The organism is Nonomuraea basaltis (genome assembly GCF_005893125.1).
In the GTDB taxonomy this organism is placed as follows: Bacteria; Actinomycetota; Actinomycetes; order Streptosporangiales; family Streptosporangiaceae; genus Nonomuraea; species Nonomuraea basaltis.
In genome coordinates, this window is record NZ_VCJS01000167.1 from 12,311 (window position 1) to 28,437 (window position 16,127).

The following is a 16,127-nucleotide window of genomic DNA, read 5'->3' on the forward strand; positions in this document are numbered from 1 at the left end:
ACAATTGTCGGATGCGCGGGGATGGGATGCTCCTGAAGCGGCTGGCGGGGCTCGATGAGGCCGAGCTGGCGAGTCTGCTCGCGGCGCGGCCGGATGTGCTGCGGCCGGTGCCGCCGCGGCGGCTGGCAGAGCTGGCGGATCGGCTGGACGATCCCGAGTCGGTGCTGGCGGCGCTGTCGCGGACACCGTTGCCCTGTGTGCTGCTGGTGCAGGCGATCCTGGTGGCCGCGCGCTCCGCACGGCCCCTGTCGAGTCTGGTGACCGAGGGGTTCGACCACAGCGGCCTGCTCGATCAGCTGGAGCGGCGGGCTCTGGTAGTCCGCGACGGCAACATGATCCAGCTCTGCCCGGCCCTGCACGAGGTGCTCCCGGCGCCGCTCGGTCTGGGGCCCGGGCTGGCCGAGATTCTGCCGCAGATCACCGTCGCGGAGCTGACGGACATGTCCAAACGGCTGAGCGGCACCGGCACGGGCCGCAAGCAGGTCCTCGTCGATTCGATCACGGAGATCCTGACCGACTCCGACCGGCTGACGCGGCTCATCGCCCACGCGCCGCAGGGCACCCGCGAACTGCTCGACGACTTCGCCTGGCAGGGCCCGGTGCGGGTCCTGGACGAGTTGCCGCACTTCAGCTACTACGCCTCCACTCGGCAGCGGCCGATGACGGCGGCCTGGTGGGCGCGTGAGCACGGGCTGATCTGGAACGTGGACTGGGAGGGCTCCTACGTCATGCCCCTGGAGGTCGCGCTCGCGCTGCGCGGCGACGGCTACCGGGTGGACGTGTCGATCGAGCAGCCCAAGGTCGGCAGGGTGCCGGTCGCGGCCGATCTGGTGGCGCATGAGGCGGCGGTGGCGGCGCTGCGAGTGCTGGACCGGACGGCGGCCCTGCTGGAGACGGTGGCGGCCGAGCCGCTGCCCGAGCTGAAGAGCGGCGGGGTGGGGGTCAAGGAGATTCGCCGTCTGGCCAAGCAGCTCGGCTGCGACGAGGACGAGATCCGGCTGCTGCTCGATGTCGCGTACGCGGCCGGGCTGCTGGCGGCCAATCCGGTGACCGAGGTACGGACCCGGCGCACGACCGAAGTCCGGCGGAACGGGATCTCGCCCACCGACGGCTTTGACGCGTGGCTGGAACTGGAGCAGGCGGACCGGTACGCGACGCTGATCGAGGCATGGTGGACGCTGGTGATCAGCCCGACCCGGCGCTGTGACGGCAAGGCGCGCACGCCGCTCACCGAGCCCGGCACGGGCACCTCGTCGACGGCCATCCGCGAGGTGGTGTTCGCGTTGCTGCCCGCCGACGCGGCGATCCGGCAGCCGGCGGAGGTGGTGGCGGCAGCCGCGTGGCATCTGCCGCTTCTGCAGCCGGACAGCGCGGCGGAGGTGATCGTGGCGGTCCTGGCCGAGGCCCGCATGTTGGGCCTGCTTGCCGCCGGCACACTCAGCCCGGTCGGCCGGGCCGCACACGCTGGAAGGCCGGTCGCGGACGCGGCGCGGACGCTGCTGGCGGGAGCGCGGCAGCAGGCGCTGTTCGGCACCGACCTGACCGCCGTGGTCACCGGCCCGCCATCCGCCGCGCTGGCCGAGGTCCTGGACCGGGCGGCCGACCGTGAGTCGGGTGGATCTGCGGGCACGTGGCGGTTCAGCCCGTCGTCCGTCCGGCGCGCCCTGGACGCCGGGCACCACGCCGACGAGCTGGTGGCCGCGCTGGCCGAGGTGGCCTCCCGGCCGCTGCCGCAAGCGCTCACGTACCTGATCGGCGACGTGGCCCGGCGGCACGGGGAACTCGGCGTGGTCGCGGTCGGCTGCTGCGTGGTGGGCGACGACCCGGGGCTCCTGGCCGAACTCGCCGTGCACCGCAAACTGGCGAAACTCAAGCCGCGGCTGCTCGCGCCCACCGTCCTGGCCAGCGCCCTCGGCCCCGCAGAGACGCTCACGCTGATCCGAGACGCCGGGTACGCGCCGGTCGAACGACAGGCCGACGGCTCCCTGGCCGTCACAACACCGGACACCATACGCGCCCCGCGAACCCGGCCACACGCCCAGACCACCACGGCCGCCGCCAGCGCGGACCAGGTGGCCGGGTGGCTGGTCGGCACCGCGGACGCGGCCATGCCGGAACCGGCCTTCCACCGGCTACGCGACCTGTTCGCCCGGAGCGCGACCGGCCTTGCCGCCGACGCCCGGGAGCGGGCCGCCTGGCAGCTGGAGTACTCCGGCGCCACCCGGATCGTCTACGAAGGCGACGAGCTCACCATCAGCAGCCCCGAGGCGTACCGGACCGAGCTCGACGTCTGGGTCCACGAACGGGCTCGGTTCCTGCGCCTCGACCTCGCCAAGATCAGCGCGATCCCGACCTGACCAGAACGGCGCCGCCCGGCGCAACCGGGCACGACGACCTGCCCGGCCGGGACCTCGTGCTGCGCTGTGCGGGGGCCGCCGTGTTCACCCGTGCCCTTGTCCCTGCTGGACTCCCTCCAGCTCGTCCGGACCGAGCAAGGGCCCGGCAGGCGGGTCCGAGGCAGCCGGACCAGGAAGCGATGAGGCCGAGGGCCTGAGCTCCACGGCAGAGACTCACGATCGATCGAGAGATCAGCAGAGATCGACGTCGATGTATGGATCGGCTGGCGTGGCTGGTGATCTGGCGTCTTTCCTGCTTACTGGTGGTGCACGACGTGCGGGCCGGGCATGGACGGCAGAGATGTCAGCCCGGCTCACAGCTAACGCACCCCTTCGCGCGAAATGACGCCGACCCGCTGCGCCCAACACTGGTACGCGGTGACCAACTCCGCGGCGAGGTCGGGGCGGCGCTCGGCTGGGGTGTTTCCAGCGAGGGACCCGGCGTGACCAACCTCGAACCCGAGGGCTTCGCCTGGCCGGGCCCCGACGCCTTCTACGTCGATCTCGTCACCGTCCCGGATCCCGAAACGGGGCCGTGGGGCTGCGATGCTAGATAGAAGTCGACCCCCGTGACGAGTGGTCGGAGCCGTTCGAGAGGATTGCACGCTCGCTACTCGGCGTACTCCTGCGGGCAGTCGGGGCCGCGCCGCGGGCTGCACACGGCGATCGTGTTCACCCAGCGGTCGGTGTAGGCGCGGCCCTTGTACGTGTACGCGACCTCCACATGCGTGCGGGTAGTCCGGCCGGTGGCCTGGGTGACACGCAACCCGATGAGCAGTTCGTGCCCCTTTTTGCGAGGCCGCCCCTGCTCGGCTGGCAGCACGTACCCCTCGGCCGGGGCCAGCGGCCCCAGTTCGTCGGCGCGCGGCGGGAATCCTTCCAGCGTCTGCTGCATGGTGTACTTGCGCCCGTACCCAGCCACTCGCGCGCCGACCTGTCGCAGCCCGTTTCCGTCCAAGACAGCCGTGACACGTGTGACCGTGACCGGCGCGTCGCCGAAGTTGTAGAGCACCACCCAGCCGTCGGTGAACATGGCCCCCTGGTCGTAGCGCAGCGCGTATCCGGTGGGCGGAGCCGACTTCAGCGGTCCCCGGCCGATCCGGCGGGAGGCGTCCACTCGTCCGTCATCACTCGCGGGCGTGGTTACGGAAGGGCCGGGCACGCTGGTGCACGCCGCGAGGACCAGGCACGCGAGCAGGCCGACGGGCCGCGCGCCGGCGCGCGGCCCGGGCCGTCGAGCTGTCGATTTCACCTAGTACTGCTCCATGACGTACGACGCGTACACGGGAACATCCTCCAGCCCGCAGATGTGAGCCGATCGAACAGGTGTCACGGTTAGCTTCCAGTTCTCGCCGTTCGTCGTCCGGGAGTCGAGTTTCACCGTGCTGAAATCAACGCCGCCGTAACGAGTCCATGTGCTGTCCCGAGCTACCCAGGTCGGGGAGGAGATGGGGACGACGGTGTCGGGGTCGGGGCACACGCCCTGGTTGCCGCCGGCGGGAATGATGTCGTTGCCGCCGGTGAATCGATACGGCCGCCACTCGTACTTGCCCGAGAGCCGCTTCTCCAGAGTGATGTGGTGCTCACACCAGAGATCCCAGGTGCGGAATTCGAATTCGGCCTGGAAATGCGCCGGTCGGTAATGGCCGATTTCGAAGTTGATTCCGGCGGAATTGCTTTGCACGTTGGTGAAGCCCGCCTTGGCCAGCGCTCCACCGGCGCCGATGTTGGCGGCAGCCTCAATCTGGGTCGTGTTGGTTGTGCTCCAGGCGTAGGTGGCGGTGGTGTTCGGACCCGTCGCGTGCGCTCGTACGGTGACCAGGCTGCGCTTGACCGGCAGGTCAGACATGGCGAAGTAATAGCCCTCGTTGCTGTTGCAGTATTGGGCGGGGTTCGGAATTCCCAGAGGTGCCTTCCCGGACGACGCCGGCGGGTGGCCCACCAGGCGAAGGGAGGAAGCGTCCTCCCCCGGATTGCCAGCCGCGACTCCGACGTCTGACCGGGAGCCGTCGATCTTGCGGAGCTGGTCGGGTACGGTCTTGCGCGCCGGAGCGGGCTCGGCGAGCCTCCAGCGGCCGTTCCCCTCGGCCGGCGCCTGCAGGTAGATCCGCCGCCAGACGCTGTTCTGCCCGTCAGACGAGGTGATGAGCGCGGATACCACGCCATGCTCATCCGCGTATCCCCGCAGGCCGCTGAAGGGCGGAGCGGTGAAGGCGAAGGTTCCGTCCACGGCAGTGCGGGCTTCGTCGACCTTGATGTATTCAAGGCCGACACCGACGCCGGCCGCACTGATGACAGAGGGCGCCGGCTCCAGGTCGATACGGAGCGATGTACCTCCCAAGGGCTGGCCGGCGGAGTCGTGTAGCGCTCCGGCGACCAGGGGGCTGCCGCCCTGGCCTGTGCGTAGCGCGTCCGCTGTCTCCCCTGCCAGTGCTTCGTTGGGCCGCTGTACGCTGTCCAGCCGGTGAGCCGGCTCGACGGTGGCGCCGGCGGGTATAGCACCGGCCACCATCGTGACGGCGGCCATGACGCCGCCCAATGCCGCCCGTAATGCCTGTCGTGCGGACATGAGATTAGACTCCTTGCTGCATCGAGAAGGTGCGCCACGGGCGGGCGACCTCGCCAGGAATCCCGTCCGTGGCTTTGACTGGGTCTCGCGAACCGTTCATACCTTGCCCGATGCCGAAATCCGACACAAGATCTTGACAGCACCTACCTCGGACAGTAGGAGGTAGGCGGAAATTCTCGACCGGCATCTCTTGTTCGCGCAGGTGAAGCAGGTTCTTGATTGGCGGCCCGGCGTTGACAGGAGCCTTTCTGGGAATCCGAATTTCTGCTACCCCAGGTTGAACTCATAGAGGCAGATCTTGTATTCACCACGGTTCAATCGGGCTTGTAGGACGACGTTCAGTGCCGCTGCACGGCCAGGCAGTCCCGATGCTCCCAGCGTCACGCTGGCGCGTGGCCCTGGCAGCGCACCGGCCAGCCGCATGTGACCACGGGGTGAGGGCCATGCCGGAGCGCCCTTCACCTCCCTGTTCCACGCTGGGCCCGGACTCCGCGGATCTCCCGGCGGAGAAATTCGGCCATGTTATGAAGCGCTTACGAAGCGGTCACTCCCTGCGCCGAATCCATTCTCACCTGCGAACACTGCAGAATGCGGCGCGGAAATGACGACTACCATGTAAGCAAGCAATTGACACTGTCAAGATCTTGTATCGAAATCCGCCATCGAGCATGGTATGGGGTGGCTTCGCGAGGCACGACTTGGCCATGGACGGGATTCCTGTCAGAGTCGCCCGAGCTCACTGTGGCCCCGGTCAGGCAGGCGAGTATTTGCGGACCAGAGCGCCATCTTCACCGACGGGTGGGTCCTGCTCTACAACTTCGGCGACGCCCCCATCACGATCATCTGGGTCAGATCGATATTCGACGGCAGCGGCCTGCGGCAGCTCGGAGCGCGGTCCGCCGGGTACGGCCGCAAACTCGCCGCTGAGCAGACCGTTGACGGGTTTCCTCCGCGAAAAGCCTCCCTGGGGCCGCTCACCGCCGCCGAAGGGTACGTCCTGCCGGCCGAGGAAGGTCGTCCGCGTAAGAAGGGCCACGAGTTGCTCATCGGCATACAGTTGACGCAGGCCACTGGAAGGACGGCGCGATCCCAGGTCGAGATCACCTACTCGTACAAGGGGCACACATATGCGGACAGATGGGTGAACACGATCCCCGTATGCAGCCCCGCCGTCGGCCCGAGTTGCCCGCAGGAGTACGGTCCTGAATCACAGCAAACCCTTCGGCATAATAGATCATGACGTTGCGGTCGACGGTCAGGACGGTGATGAGGCTGCGAGTTTGGCGGCCGGAAACCTGCCCGTCCATGGCCATATCCTTGGGTTCGCGGCATTCCGCTTAACCCAATCTTCCCTGTAGCGGCGGGTGCCCGCTCAGATGCCGATGAGTCGGACACGGTCACCGCACAGCCGCGCCATGTCGTCGACATCGGAGGTCAGCATGGCCACCGGACCCGGCTGGCGCAGTGCCGCCTCGGCGACCGTCGCGTCGATCGCGTACTTGTGGCCGTGCAGACCTGCGGCCTTGAGCAGTTCTGCGGACGCCTTCGCCGCGCCCTCGGTCACCGGCTCGACCTTGACGCGGGAGAGCACCTACTGCAGCCGAGGCATGTTCACCCGCGTGTGGCTGACTTCCACGATGGTGTTGGCGCCGATGACGAAATCGGCACCCATGGTACGGAACACGTGGAACATCGCAAGAATCTTGCGGTCCTGCGCGATCAAGGCGGAGAGCCCTTCGGAATCCAGGACGACGGTTTCGACGTGCTAGATCACGCCGCGCTCGCCGAACCGTCGGGGTCCGCCGTCCCGAAGATCCTGGAACGAGCCTGAGCCAGCTCCTCGTCGGTGAACTCCCCGTGCTTCTCCTGGTGACGCAGCAAGTCGGCACCGAGGAGTTGGTGCCGCAGCTGGCGTGCCACCATCTCGGCCTCATGCCGCCAGGTCCTGATCACGCCGCCTGGTGAGGAGTGAACCCGATGGCCAGATCCGCATTCAGCGCAGCAGCCAACCGTCTCAAAGAGGCCACGGTGATGTTGCCGCCGCCCGTCTCCAAACGGGACACTTGCGGCTGGGTCATCCCCGCGCGCTCGGCCAACTCCGCCTGAGACAGGCCAAGAGCGACGCGTCGGTCATAGACGAGCTGACCAAGTCGCTGCTCGGCTTCGGCCTCTTCGTAAAACCTGGCGTACTCGGGGTCGTTCACCTCACCGGCCAGGCGGCGGTGCCGGGTCGTCTGCCACTTACTGTGCCCGCTCACAACTCCTCCTTGAACTCTCTGTGGTACGCCTGGCGCGCTGGACCATGACCGCTCTCACAGGCTATTTGCGCCCGCTCCGCTCGGTCCACCTGCGACGTCTCCTGACGTCTGGTCTTGTAGAACGCCGTCAACAGCACAACCCGGCGGCCAGGAGTCAGCCAGTAGGTGATGCGAGCTTGACGGCGTGACAACGTCAATCGCAGCTCACGCACCTTGCCTCGAAGGTGCCTGGAATATGGTTCGTCCAGGGTCTCCGCTTCAGCCCAACCTTCCCCTTGGTTACCATGCGATCGACCCCGGCATCTCCCACTTCCACGAGATCGGGCGATGATGGCGACGAAGGAAGAGATCGACGCCGCCCGGCGTCACATCGAGCGATTACGCGATCAGCATGCGAACGACGTGATCGCGCTTGTTCGTCTGGTCGATGACGGCGCGCTCAAGGGCAAGGCCGGGGACAGACTCGCCGCCGATCTACGTGCGTGGGATCGGGGCTTCAAGGACCTGTTCACCCGGGCCTTATCCCTGCTGGACTCCCTCCAGCCGTCCGAAGTGAGCAAGGGGCGGCCCCCCGATGAGCCCTATGGTCGGCATCGATCCCACGCTGATGACGCAACTGATCAACGGCATGAAGCGGGTCAGCGGCACGATCCCGGACGTCGGCCTCCAGGTGGAGCGAGCGTTGACGTCACTGGACATCCCCCTGTGGGGTCCGACCCCGCTCCGCGCCATCGGCCTCCATATGAGCGAGTAGATTCCCTCGCTGCAGGGCCGTCTCGACCTGATCCTCGCCGAACCGGACCGTAAATCCGGCAAGGGCGGCATTCTGTGGGCCAACGAATCGGACTGGCTGTCGAAGTCTCCCGCTGAGGGCGCAGCATCCGCGAAGGCCCGAGCTCCGCGTCGCCGCTCGAGGAGATCTGAACAGCGCACTGGCGTCACCTCAGGCTCATGGCCCGGCTTGACGGCGGTCGTCTCGTCGCGCAGGAAATTCCGGGGAATCGGGCAGTCCGCCTTGTTAGGGTGCCCCGTATGCGTTCTCAGCCGGCCTTGCTACCGCGCTCGACACCGGCGGCTTCGGGGGTCTCGTCCCGTTCGATCGCCGCGTTGCTGGACCGGCTCGAAGCACAATCCGTCGAGCTCCACTCCATCATGGTCGTACGCCACGGTCACGTCGTGGCCGAAGGCTGGTGGGCGCCGTACTCGGCCGGGCGCCCGCATCTGCTCTATTCGCTGACCAAGTCGTTCACCTCGGTCGCGGTGGGGCTCGCGATCGCCGACGGGCGGCTCTCGCTGGACGACCGGGTGGTGGACGTGTTACCCGACCACGTTCCGGCCGACATCTCCGAGCAGGGACGCCGCATCACCGTGCACCACCTGCTGTCCATGACGGCCGGGCACAGCACGGACAGCCTCGCCGAGGCCTGGCAGCTGGAACCGGACGACCTGGTGAAGGGCTTCCTGCGCGTACCGTTCTCCGAGCTTGAGGGAACCCGGCACACCTACGACAATGCGACCACTTTCGTCCTGGCCCGGATGGTGGAACGGGTCACCGGCCGCGGCCTGCCGGAGCTGCTCGACGACCGCCTGTTCCAGCCGATGGGCGTCGACCACGCCGAATGGGATCGGGTGGCGAGCGGTGCCGCCTTCGGATTCCACGGGCTGCACCTCACGACCGAGGCCGTCGCCGCCTTCGGCGAGTTGCTGCTGCGCGGAGGCGTCTGGGGCGACCGTCAGCTCGTCCCGCGCGAATGGGTGGAGCTCGCGACCAGACGGCACATCGAGACCCGGCAACTCGAGGACGACTCGCCTAACCCCGACTTTCTGTGCGGGTACGGCTACCAGTTCTGGATGTCGCGTCACGGTTACCACGGCAACGGCGCCTTCGGCCAGCAATGCGTGGTCGTCCCGTCCCACGATCTCGTGGTCGTCGTGACTGCCGCCGTCGAGCAGACACACGAACTGCCCAGCGTCATTTGGGACTGCCTGCTGCCCGGCCTGGATGACTCGGGAAGCGCCCGGGACGACGAGATCCTCGCCGATCGGCTGCGGCGGCTGTCACTCGCGCCGATGCCGGGTTCGGCCGCCCCTTCCCGTTCCGGTGCGGCGAGGATCGACGCCTCCGCCGAGGATTCGGCCCTGCCCGACGGAACCACGGTGGCCGTCGAGCCGGTGGACGGCGGATGGCACCTGCAACTCGGGTCGTCCCTCAAGGTCGCCGTCGGCCACGGCGAATGGCGGGAAAGCTCGCCGCTCGGCCGTCCGGTCGTCGCCGCCGGCGCCTGGCAGGGTGACACGTTCGTCGCCGACCTCTACGTCATCACCACCCCGCACCGGGTCCGGCTGGTGCTCGACGCCGACACGGGGACAGCGGTGGCGACGTGGAGCACCGTGCCGCTGACCAGCCCCAGCCTGGAGTTGCATCTGCGGTCGCCGCTGATGACCCGGCCCGACGTCGCCTAGGTGATGGTGACCGGGGCATCCCGTGATGCCCGGCGCCGGGCTGGCTAAGCAGGTCAGGGCATTGCCGGAACTTCCCCTCACAGCGACAGGCAAGGTGGATCACCAGATACTGGACCACCTCGTGGGCGATCCCGTGCACGGTCACGACACCTGACGAGATGCGGGAAGATCGGGAACATGCCGATATCCATGCCATCCGCGGACCGGTGCCCCTTCTGCGACTACCTCGCCGGGCTGGACCCCGCCACCATCCTGGAACAGGGGGAGCAGGTCGCCATCCTGGTCACCCGTTGGCAGCGTGGGCAGGGGCACGTGCTGGTGATCCCGGTCGCTCACCGCCCGACGGTCATGGACGTGGCCCCGGCGGAGGAGCAGCAATTGATGAACGCCGTGCGGCGGGCGGCCCGGGCCATCGCAGCCGCCTACGACCCCGGGGGCATCGCCGTCTGGCAGAACAACGGAGTGCCCGCGCACCAGACCGTCCCCCATGTTCACTTCCATGTCGCCGGCACTCTGCCCGACGGCGGCACGCGGTCGGGCGAGGTCCCTCGTCTCGACCTCGATGAGACCGACGGGATCGCCAAGCGCCTCAGCCCTCATCTTTGCGGATGAATGCCGGGCGTTCTGAAGTGGCGCCTTTACCCTTCGTGCTCGCCGCCATACCGTGATCCCCATGCCGGTACCAGGGGAGAGCCGCAACAGCGCGACGACCTTGTTCTTCCGGGCCCAGGCGCGGCAATCGCGGCCCACCGTGGGGCTCACCCGGCCAAGGGCGTGGGCTGCTGTCCAAGACGTGAGCCCGGCTTTCGGCGGATCTTCGGCAGGATGCAGGGGCGAGGCTTGTATACGGGCCGGTCACTTTGTCGGTCATCAAGCCGGCGGAGGAAACACGCCGTAGCAGCCAGGCAGCGGCGGTCGTGCGGCGGTGGGGAACCGGTGCTCATGCGGGGACGAAGGAGCACTCGCTGATCAAGACCGAGCCGCTCATCCCAGAGAAGCGGAGGTCAGGAAAGACCCTGCCAGGGCGTCAGTCGCGGCCCCCGGACGAATGACGGCGTGGTCAGAATTACGGATGAGCACGAGACGCCTCGCCACCGGCCTGATCGGTGGCGAGGCGTCCGCACGTCCGGCGGCCTGGCCCGCCGCGCGTCACCTGCTGCTGAGCGCCTGGTCGTCGAGGCTGACGCTCGCGGTCTCCGGCGTGAGGAGCACCGCCACCGCGGTGACCACGCTGAGGAAGAGCATGTAGAGCCCCACCGAGAACGACGTCCCGGTGGCGGCCACCAGCGCGGCCCCGACCAGGGGAACCAGTCCGCCGCCGAGGATGTTGCCGAACATGTAGCCGACGGACACTCCCGTGTAGCGCACCTCGGTCGGGAACTGCTCCGACAGCAGGGCGGGCAGCGGCCCGTACTGGGCCGACAGGGCGATCGAGGCGAGCAGGCAGGCCATCATGGCCAGCCAGAAGACGCCGCTGTCGAACAGCGGGAAGAACAGCAGCCCCATGACGACCTGCCCGAGCGCGCCGAAGAGCGCGACGCGCTTGCGCCCGAGGCGGTCGGCCAGCAATCCGGCGTACAGCATGGCCCCCACCTGGAGGACGCTGGCCACAATGATCATCGTCAGCAGGGCGGGGCGCGAGAAGAGCTTGGTGGTGCTGCCGTAGGAGAGGATGAAGACCAGGATCACGTATCCCCACGACGCCGAGGCGATCGAGGCGAAGACGGCGCGGAGCAGGCTCCGCGGGTGCTTGGTGAGGACCCGGATCAGCGGGTTGAACTTGGGCGTCCCGGTCCGTTCCACCGCCTTGGCGAACAGCGGGCTCTCCGACACTTGGCGGCGCACGACGAGCCCGACCAGGACGAGAGCGATGCTGATCAGGAACGGCACGCGCCATCCCCACACCAGGAAGGAGTCGCCGGTCAGGTTGAAGGTCAGCAGCAGGATCAGGTTCGCCAGGATCGCTCCGACCGGGACGCCGAGTTGCGGTGCGGCGCCGTACAGTGCCCGGCGGTTCGGCGGAGCGTGCTCGACGGCCATGAGGGCCGCGCCGCCCCATTCCGCGCCCACGGCGAGCCCTTGCATGATGCGCAGGGTGACGAGCAGCACCGGCGCCGCGACGCCTATCGCCCCGTAGGTGGGCAGCAGTCCCACGCCGACGGTGGCCACGCCCATGAGCAGCAACGACAGGACCAGCATGCGCTTGCGACCGACGCGATCGCCGAAGTGGCCCGCGACGATGCCGCCGAGCGGCCGGGCGATGAATCCGACGGTGAAGGTGGCCAGCGCGGCGAGCTGGCTGACCTGGGCGTCGTCGGTGGGGAAGAAGAGCGTGCCGAAGACCAGCGCCGCCATGGCGCCGTAGAGGAAGAAGTCGTACCACTCGATCGCAGTGCCGACGAAGGTGGCGAACGCGACGCGGCGCGCATCCCGTCCGCGTTCCCTCGCGGACTCCGTCTGCGGACGGGTGTCCTGTGCGGTTGGTTCCAGAGGCATGGTCATCGACTCTTTCTGCAGAGGCCGGTGCGAGCGGCGCGGGGGGTACCTCGCGCCCGGCGAGAGCGGAGGCGGGCGGATCGGCGGGGGACGGGGTGTTCTGCCGTGGGTCTCCGTGTGACCGCCTTCACAGGACGATAGGAGCACCGTGCGTGCTTGCCGACGTGCCGTTCCACCCTGCGGCACGCTTCGGCATATGGGCCTGGACCAGCGCTGGAGCCGGTCGCCGGACGCCGACCTGAGGTGGAATCACGCGGTCGGTGCAGCAGGCCGCGTGCCTTACGTTTCGAGCAGGTCGAGCGCGATGTCGACGATCATGTCCTCCTGCCCGCCGACGAGGCCACGCCTGCCCACTTCGAGCAGGATGGTCCGGACGTCGATGCCGTACTGGCGGGAGGCGGCCTCGGCGTGGCGGAGGAAGCTGGAGTAGACGCCGGCGTAGCCCAGGGTGAGCGTCTCGCGGTCGACCTGGACGGGGCGATCCTGCAGCGGGCGCACGAGGTCGTCGGCGGCGTCCTGCAGCGCGAACAGGTCGCAGCCCTGCTTCCACCCGTTGAGCAGGGCGACGGCGATGAACGGCTCGATCGGGCAGTTTCCCGCGCCGGCGCCGTGCCCGGCCAGCGAGGCGTCCACGCGGGTGACGCCCTCCTCGACGGCGACGACGGAGTTCGCCACGGCCAGGGAGAGATTCTGGTGGGCGTGAATGCCGATCTGGGTCTCCGGCCGCAGGACGTCGCGGTAGGCGCGGACGCGTTCGCGGACGCCGTCCATGGTGAGCCGGCCGCCGGAGTCGGTGACGTAGACGCAGTGCGCGCCGTACGACTCCATGAGCTTGGCCTGCTCGGCGAGCTGCTGGGCGGGGGCCATGTGGCTCAGCATGAGGAAGCCGGACACGTCCATGTCCAGCTCGCGCGCCTTGGCGATGTGCTGGGCGGCGACGTCGGCCTCGGTGCAGTGGGTGGCCACCCGTACCGATCGGACACCGAGCGAGTGGGCCCGCTTGAGGTCGGCGATGGTGCCGATGCCGGGGAGCAGCAGCGTGGTGAGGGTGGCCCGGTCGATGCTCGCCGCGGCGGCTTCGATCCATTCCCAGTCGGTGTTGCTGCCGGGGCCGTAGTTGACCGAACCGCCGGCCAGGCCGTCGCCGTGGGCGACCTCGATGGCGTCGACGCCCGCGGCGTCCAGTGCGGAGACGATGCGGCCCACGTCGGCAGGGGCGATGCGGTGGCGTACGGCGTGCATGCCGTCCCGCAGGGTGACGTCCTGGATGTACAGGTTCACGCGGTCGCTCCTGAGATGCGCTCGGCGACGCGCAGGGCGGCCGAGGTCATGATGTCGAGGTTCCCGGCGTAGGCGGGCAGGTAGTGCGCGGCGCCCTCCACCTCCAGGAACACGGAGACCTTGGTGGTCACCGGAGTGGCAGTGAGCGTGTGGACGGGCTCGTCCGGAGGGATGGGGGTGAACTGGACGTCCTGCTTGAGCCGGTAGCCGGGGACGTACTTGGCGACTTCGGCCACCATGTCGATGATGGAGGCGCGGATCGCTTCGTGGTCGGCGTCGCCGACCAGGCAGAAGACGGTGTCGCGCATGATGAGCGGCGGTTCGGCGGGGTTCAGGACGATGATCGCTTTGCCGCGGGCGGCGCCGCCGACGGTCTCGATGGCGGCCGCCGTGGTCTCGGTGAACTCGTCGATGTTGGCGCGGGTGCCGGGCCCGGCCGACTTCGAGGCGATGGAGGCGACGATCTCGGCGTAGGCGACGGGGGTCATGCGGGAGACGGCGTGGACGATCGGGATGGTGGCCTGGCCGCCGCAGGTGACCATGTTGAGGTTGCCGGCGCCGAGGTGGAGGTCGAGGTTCACCGGCGGGACGACGAACGGGCCGATCGCCGCGGGGGTGAGGTCGATGAGCGTCTTGCCGAAGGGCTCCAGCCTGGCGGCGTTGGCGACGTGCGCCTTGGCGGAGGTGGCGTCGAAGATGATGTCGATGTCGTCGAAGCCGTCCATCGCGATCAGGCCGGCCACGCCCTCGTGGGTGACGGGCACCTTGAGGCGACGGGCGCGGGCGAGGCCGTCCGAGCCGGGGTCGATGCCGACCATGGCCGCCATCTCCAGCAGCTCCGAGCGCCGGAGCACCTTGATCATCAGGTCGGTTCCGATGTTGCCGGAGCCGATCACGGCCACCTTGGTCTTGTTCATGGCACGTCCTTGAAGGTGACGGTGACGGTGCCGAGCACGGAGATCTCGGCGCGTACGGTGACGCCGGGGGAGACGGCGACCATGGGACCGAGCGCGCCGGACAGGACGACCTGGCCGGCGCGCAGCGGGTCTCCGAAGTCCCGCGCGGTCCTGGCCAGCCACAGCAGCGCGTTGAGCGGGTCGCCGAGGCAGGCCGCGCCGTCGCCCTGCGAGACGAGCTCGCCGTCGGCGTACATGCGCATGGTGGCCTCGGCCGGCTCGAACGCGGTGAGCGGCACTCGCGCCGCGCCCAGCGCGTACAGGCCGCTGGAGGCGTTGTCGGCCACGGTGTCGGTGATCGTGATGTCCCAGTTCGCGATGCGGCTGTCCACGATCTCCAGCGCGGGTGTCGCGTAGTCGACGGCCGCCCGGACGGTGGCCAGGTCGAGGTCGCCGGCGTCGAGGTCGGAGGCGAGCACGAAGGCGATCTCGGCCTCCGCCTTCGGCTGCAGGAGCCGGCCCGCGGGCACCACGCCGGACACGTCCATGTCGTCGAAGAGCACGCCGAAGTCCGGCTGGTCCACGCCGAGCTGCCGCTGCACGGCGGGCGAGGTGAGGCCGATCTTCCGGCCTGCCACAGCGGCCGGCCGGACCGCGTTGAGGCGCCTCTGCACCTCATAGGCGGCCTCGACGTCGGTGTCGCCGAGCAGGTCGCGGACCGGGGCGCACGGCCTGCGCGTGGCCGCCGCGGCCCGCAGCCGGTCCACGGCCTCGGCGATGGCGCGCTCGCGCTCGCGCTCGGGTGACGTCATCGGCCGGCCTCCGGCTCCGCCGTCGCCACCGCGAAGCCGGCGATCCATTCGGGGATCGCCCGGTAGAAGCGGGAGGTCATCCGGTACTTTCCGGTCGCGGCGAGCGAGGCGAACGCGGCGATCCACGTACGGACCTCGTGCGCCGAGCCGCCGCCCTCGGCGCCCATCCACTCCACGCTCCAGCCGTCCACTTCCGGCAGGCGGCCGCTCGCCAGCGTGTCCAGGACCAGGTTGTCCCAGTTCGGGTTGATGGGGATCATCGCGGTGGAGCCCGCCGCGTAGTCGCGCCCCGCCTGGACCACCCGCTGCTCGCCCTTGGCGCGCTGCTCGGGAGTGGGCGGGTAGCCCTCGATGAGCGCGTCGGCGACCCGCGGCGGGGCGCCGTCGAGCACCGGGACCGGCGGGTCGTGCGACAGGCCGCCCGAGCCGAGGAACAGCACCCGCCGGTCCAGCTCGGCGGCGGCCTCGCCGATCGCGGTCCCGAGGGCGCGGATGCGGCTGACCGGTCCTAGCGGGGTGGCGACCCCGTTCACGAAGACGGGCACGACGGGGACGCCGGCGATCCCGCCGAACAGCACCTCCAGGGGCTGCACGAACCCGTGGTCGACGGTCATCCGCGCCGAGACCGTGAGGTCGACGCCGCGATCGAGCACGCCGCGGGCGATCGCGCGGGCGGCTTCGGCATCGACCGGCAGCGGGCCGGCGGCCGAGCCGAAGTCGCCGACCGCGTTCGCCTCGGTGGCCAGGCAGAAGGGCGGCATCTCCTTGTAGAAGAAGCCGTTGTAGTGGTCGGGGGCGTAGAGCACGACCAGCTCCGGGTCGAAGGCGCGGACGAAGGCGCGCGCGTTGTCGACGGCCGCCTCGACGGCCGCGAGGACCTCGGGAGCGGGGTCGTTCTTGCCGATGAGAGGTGAGTGCGACAGGCCGACGGCGATGGAGCGGGCCAGGGGGAGGTG

General features: G+C 69.2%; 17 protein-coding genes. 5 read left to right on the forward strand and 12 right to left on the reverse strand.

What is annotated here, in order from left to right; all coding sequences use genetic code 11:
* The first annotated feature begins 11 nt into the window (after positions 1-11).
* Both EJK15_RS48875 and EJK15_RS77975 read left to right on the forward strand, forming a co-directional pair.
* Entirely contained in the window at positions 12-2,357 is a 2,346-nt protein-coding gene (locus tag EJK15_RS48875) for a helicase-associated domain-containing protein (protein ID WP_138717312.1), read from the forward strand.
* A 254-nt stretch (positions 2,358-2,611) separates the two neighbouring features.
* The gene (locus tag EJK15_RS77975; RefSeq protein WP_420847148.1) at positions 2,612-2,953 is read left to right on the forward strand and encodes a hypothetical protein; all 342 of its coding nucleotides are present in this window, start codon (positions 2,612-2,614) and stop codon (positions 2,951-2,953) included.
* Positions 2,954-3,006: 53 nt separating this feature from the next.
* Here the strand turns inward: EJK15_RS77975 and EJK15_RS48885 are convergent, their stop codons facing one another.
* The 7 genes from EJK15_RS48885 to EJK15_RS75355 form a co-directional block, all read right to left on the reverse strand.
* Complete coding sequence (locus EJK15_RS48885; RefSeq protein ID WP_138717313.1) at positions 3,007-3,648, reverse strand: hypothetical protein; 642 nt, start codon at positions 3,646-3,648, stop codon at positions 3,007-3,009.
* Positions 3,649-4,965 (reverse strand): hypothetical protein, encoded by a 1,317-nt coding sequence (locus EJK15_RS48890; protein WP_138717314.1) that lies wholly within the window; start codon positions 4,963-4,965, stop codon positions 3,649-3,651.
* A 1,372-nt stretch (positions 4,966-6,337) separates the two neighbouring features.
* Positions 6,338-6,556: a PIN domain-containing protein gene (locus tag EJK15_RS75350; protein WP_240777696.1), complete on the reverse strand. Its 219-nt coding sequence runs from the start codon at positions 6,554-6,556 to the stop codon at positions 6,338-6,340.
* Positions 6,557-6,688 carry a hypothetical protein gene (locus EJK15_RS76710; RefSeq protein ID WP_276615504.1) on the reverse strand — a complete coding sequence of 44 codons (132 nt, stop codon included), beginning with the start codon at positions 6,686-6,688 and terminating at the stop codon, positions 6,557-6,559. It abuts the gene before it with no gap.
* Between the two features lie 47 nt (positions 6,689-6,735).
* Positions 6,736-6,888, reverse strand: a complete 153-nt coding sequence (locus tag EJK15_RS71510) for a hypothetical protein (RefSeq protein WP_171074967.1) — start codon at positions 6,886-6,888, stop codon at positions 6,736-6,738.
* A 26-nt stretch (positions 6,889-6,914) separates the two neighbouring features.
* Complete coding sequence (locus tag EJK15_RS48900; protein WP_138717315.1) at positions 6,915-7,223, reverse strand: helix-turn-helix domain-containing protein; 309 nt, start codon at positions 7,221-7,223, stop codon at positions 6,915-6,917.
* Positions 7,220-7,573: a type II toxin-antitoxin system RelE/ParE family toxin gene (locus EJK15_RS75355; protein ID WP_138717323.1), complete on the reverse strand. Its 354-nt coding sequence runs from the start codon at positions 7,571-7,573 to the stop codon at positions 7,220-7,222. The genes EJK15_RS48900 and EJK15_RS75355 overlap by 4 nt, the downstream gene beginning before the upstream one ends.
* A 224-nt stretch (positions 7,574-7,797) precedes the next feature.
* Here EJK15_RS75355 and EJK15_RS48910 point away from each other — a divergent pair, with 224 nt between their 5' ends.
* The 3 genes from EJK15_RS48910 to EJK15_RS48920 all read left to right on the forward strand — a co-directional run bounded on the left by EJK15_RS48910 (position 7,798) and on the right by EJK15_RS48920 (position 10,298).
* Positions 7,798-7,977: a hypothetical protein gene (locus EJK15_RS48910; RefSeq protein ID WP_138717316.1), complete on the forward strand. Its 180-nt coding sequence runs from the start codon at positions 7,798-7,800 to the stop codon at positions 7,975-7,977.
* Between the two features lie 278 nt (positions 7,978-8,255).
* Positions 8,256-9,686 (forward strand): serine hydrolase domain-containing protein, encoded by a 1,431-nt coding sequence (locus EJK15_RS48915; protein WP_138717317.1) that lies wholly within the window; start codon positions 8,256-8,258, stop codon positions 9,684-9,686.
* Between the two features lie 189 nt (positions 9,687-9,875).
* On the forward strand, positions 9,876-10,298 hold the full coding sequence (locus EJK15_RS48920; RefSeq protein ID WP_206061568.1) for an HIT family protein: 423 nt from the start codon (positions 9,876-9,878) through the stop codon (positions 10,296-10,298).
* A gap of 537 nt (positions 10,299-10,835) precedes the next feature.
* On the opposite strand, the gene EJK15_RS48925 is transcribed toward EJK15_RS48920, so the two are convergent.
* From EJK15_RS48925 to EJK15_RS48945, 5 genes are all read right to left on the reverse strand, one after another.
* A complete protein-coding gene (locus EJK15_RS48925) occupies positions 10,836-12,182 on the reverse strand; it encodes an MFS transporter (protein ID WP_138717319.1) in 1,347 nt (448 codons plus the stop codon).
* Between the two features lie 279 nt (positions 12,183-12,461).
* Positions 12,462-13,463: a 4-hydroxy-2-oxovalerate aldolase gene (dmpG, locus tag EJK15_RS48930; RefSeq protein ID WP_206061569.1), complete on the reverse strand. Its 1,002-nt coding sequence runs from the start codon at positions 13,461-13,463 to the stop codon at positions 12,462-12,464.
* On the reverse strand, positions 13,460-14,380 hold the full coding sequence (locus tag EJK15_RS48935; RefSeq protein ID WP_138717320.1) for an acetaldehyde dehydrogenase (acetylating): 921 nt from the start codon (positions 14,378-14,380) through the stop codon (positions 13,460-13,462). Before EJK15_RS48935 ends, dmpG begins: the two co-directional genes overlap by 4 nt.
* Positions 14,377-15,171, reverse strand: coding sequence for a 2-keto-4-pentenoate hydratase (locus EJK15_RS48940; protein WP_138717321.1), 795 nt, complete (start codon positions 15,169-15,171; stop codon positions 14,377-14,379). Before EJK15_RS48940 ends, EJK15_RS48935 begins: the two co-directional genes overlap by 4 nt.
* A partial coding sequence (locus tag EJK15_RS48945; RefSeq protein WP_206061570.1) for a 3-carboxyethylcatechol 2,3-dioxygenase occupies positions 15,168-16,127 on the reverse strand: 960 nt, incomplete at its 5' end. The genes EJK15_RS48945 and EJK15_RS48940, both read right to left, overlap by 4 nt.

Bases quoted from the DNA above. Each gene is read 5' to 3' on its own strand.
- EJK15_RS48875 (WP_138717312.1), top strand. From the start codon at position 12: ATGCGCGGGGATGGGATGCTCCTGAAGCGGCTGGCGGGGCTCGATGAG.
- EJK15_RS77975 (WP_420847148.1), top strand. From the start codon at position 2,612: ATGGATCGGCTGGCGTGGCTGGTGATCTGGCGTCTTTCCTGCTTACTG.
- EJK15_RS48890 (WP_138717314.1), bottom strand. From the start codon at position 4,965: ATGTCCGCACGACAGGCATTACGGGCGGCATTGGGCGGCGTCATGGCC.
- EJK15_RS71510 (WP_171074967.1), bottom strand. From the start codon at position 6,888: ATGGTGGCACGCCAGCTGCGGCACCAACTCCTCGGTGCCGACTTGCTG.
- EJK15_RS48910 (WP_138717316.1), top strand. From the start codon at position 7,798: ATGAGCCCTATGGTCGGCATCGATCCCACGCTGATGACGCAACTGATC.
- EJK15_RS48915 (WP_138717317.1), top strand. From the start codon at position 8,256: ATGCGTTCTCAGCCGGCCTTGCTACCGCGCTCGACACCGGCGGCTTCG.
- EJK15_RS48920 (WP_206061568.1), top strand. From the start codon at position 9,876: ATGCCATCCGCGGACCGGTGCCCCTTCTGCGACTACCTCGCCGGGCTG.
- EJK15_RS48925 (WP_138717319.1), bottom strand. From the start codon at position 12,182: ATGCCTCTGGAACCAACCGCACAGGACACCCGTCCGCAGACGGAGTCC.
- EJK15_RS48935 (WP_138717320.1), bottom strand. From the start codon at position 14,380: ATGAACAAGACCAAGGTGGCCGTGATCGGCTCCGGCAACATCGGAACC.
- EJK15_RS48940 (WP_138717321.1), bottom strand. From the start codon at position 15,171: ATGACGTCACCCGAGCGCGAGCGCGAGCGCGCCATCGCCGAGGCCGTG.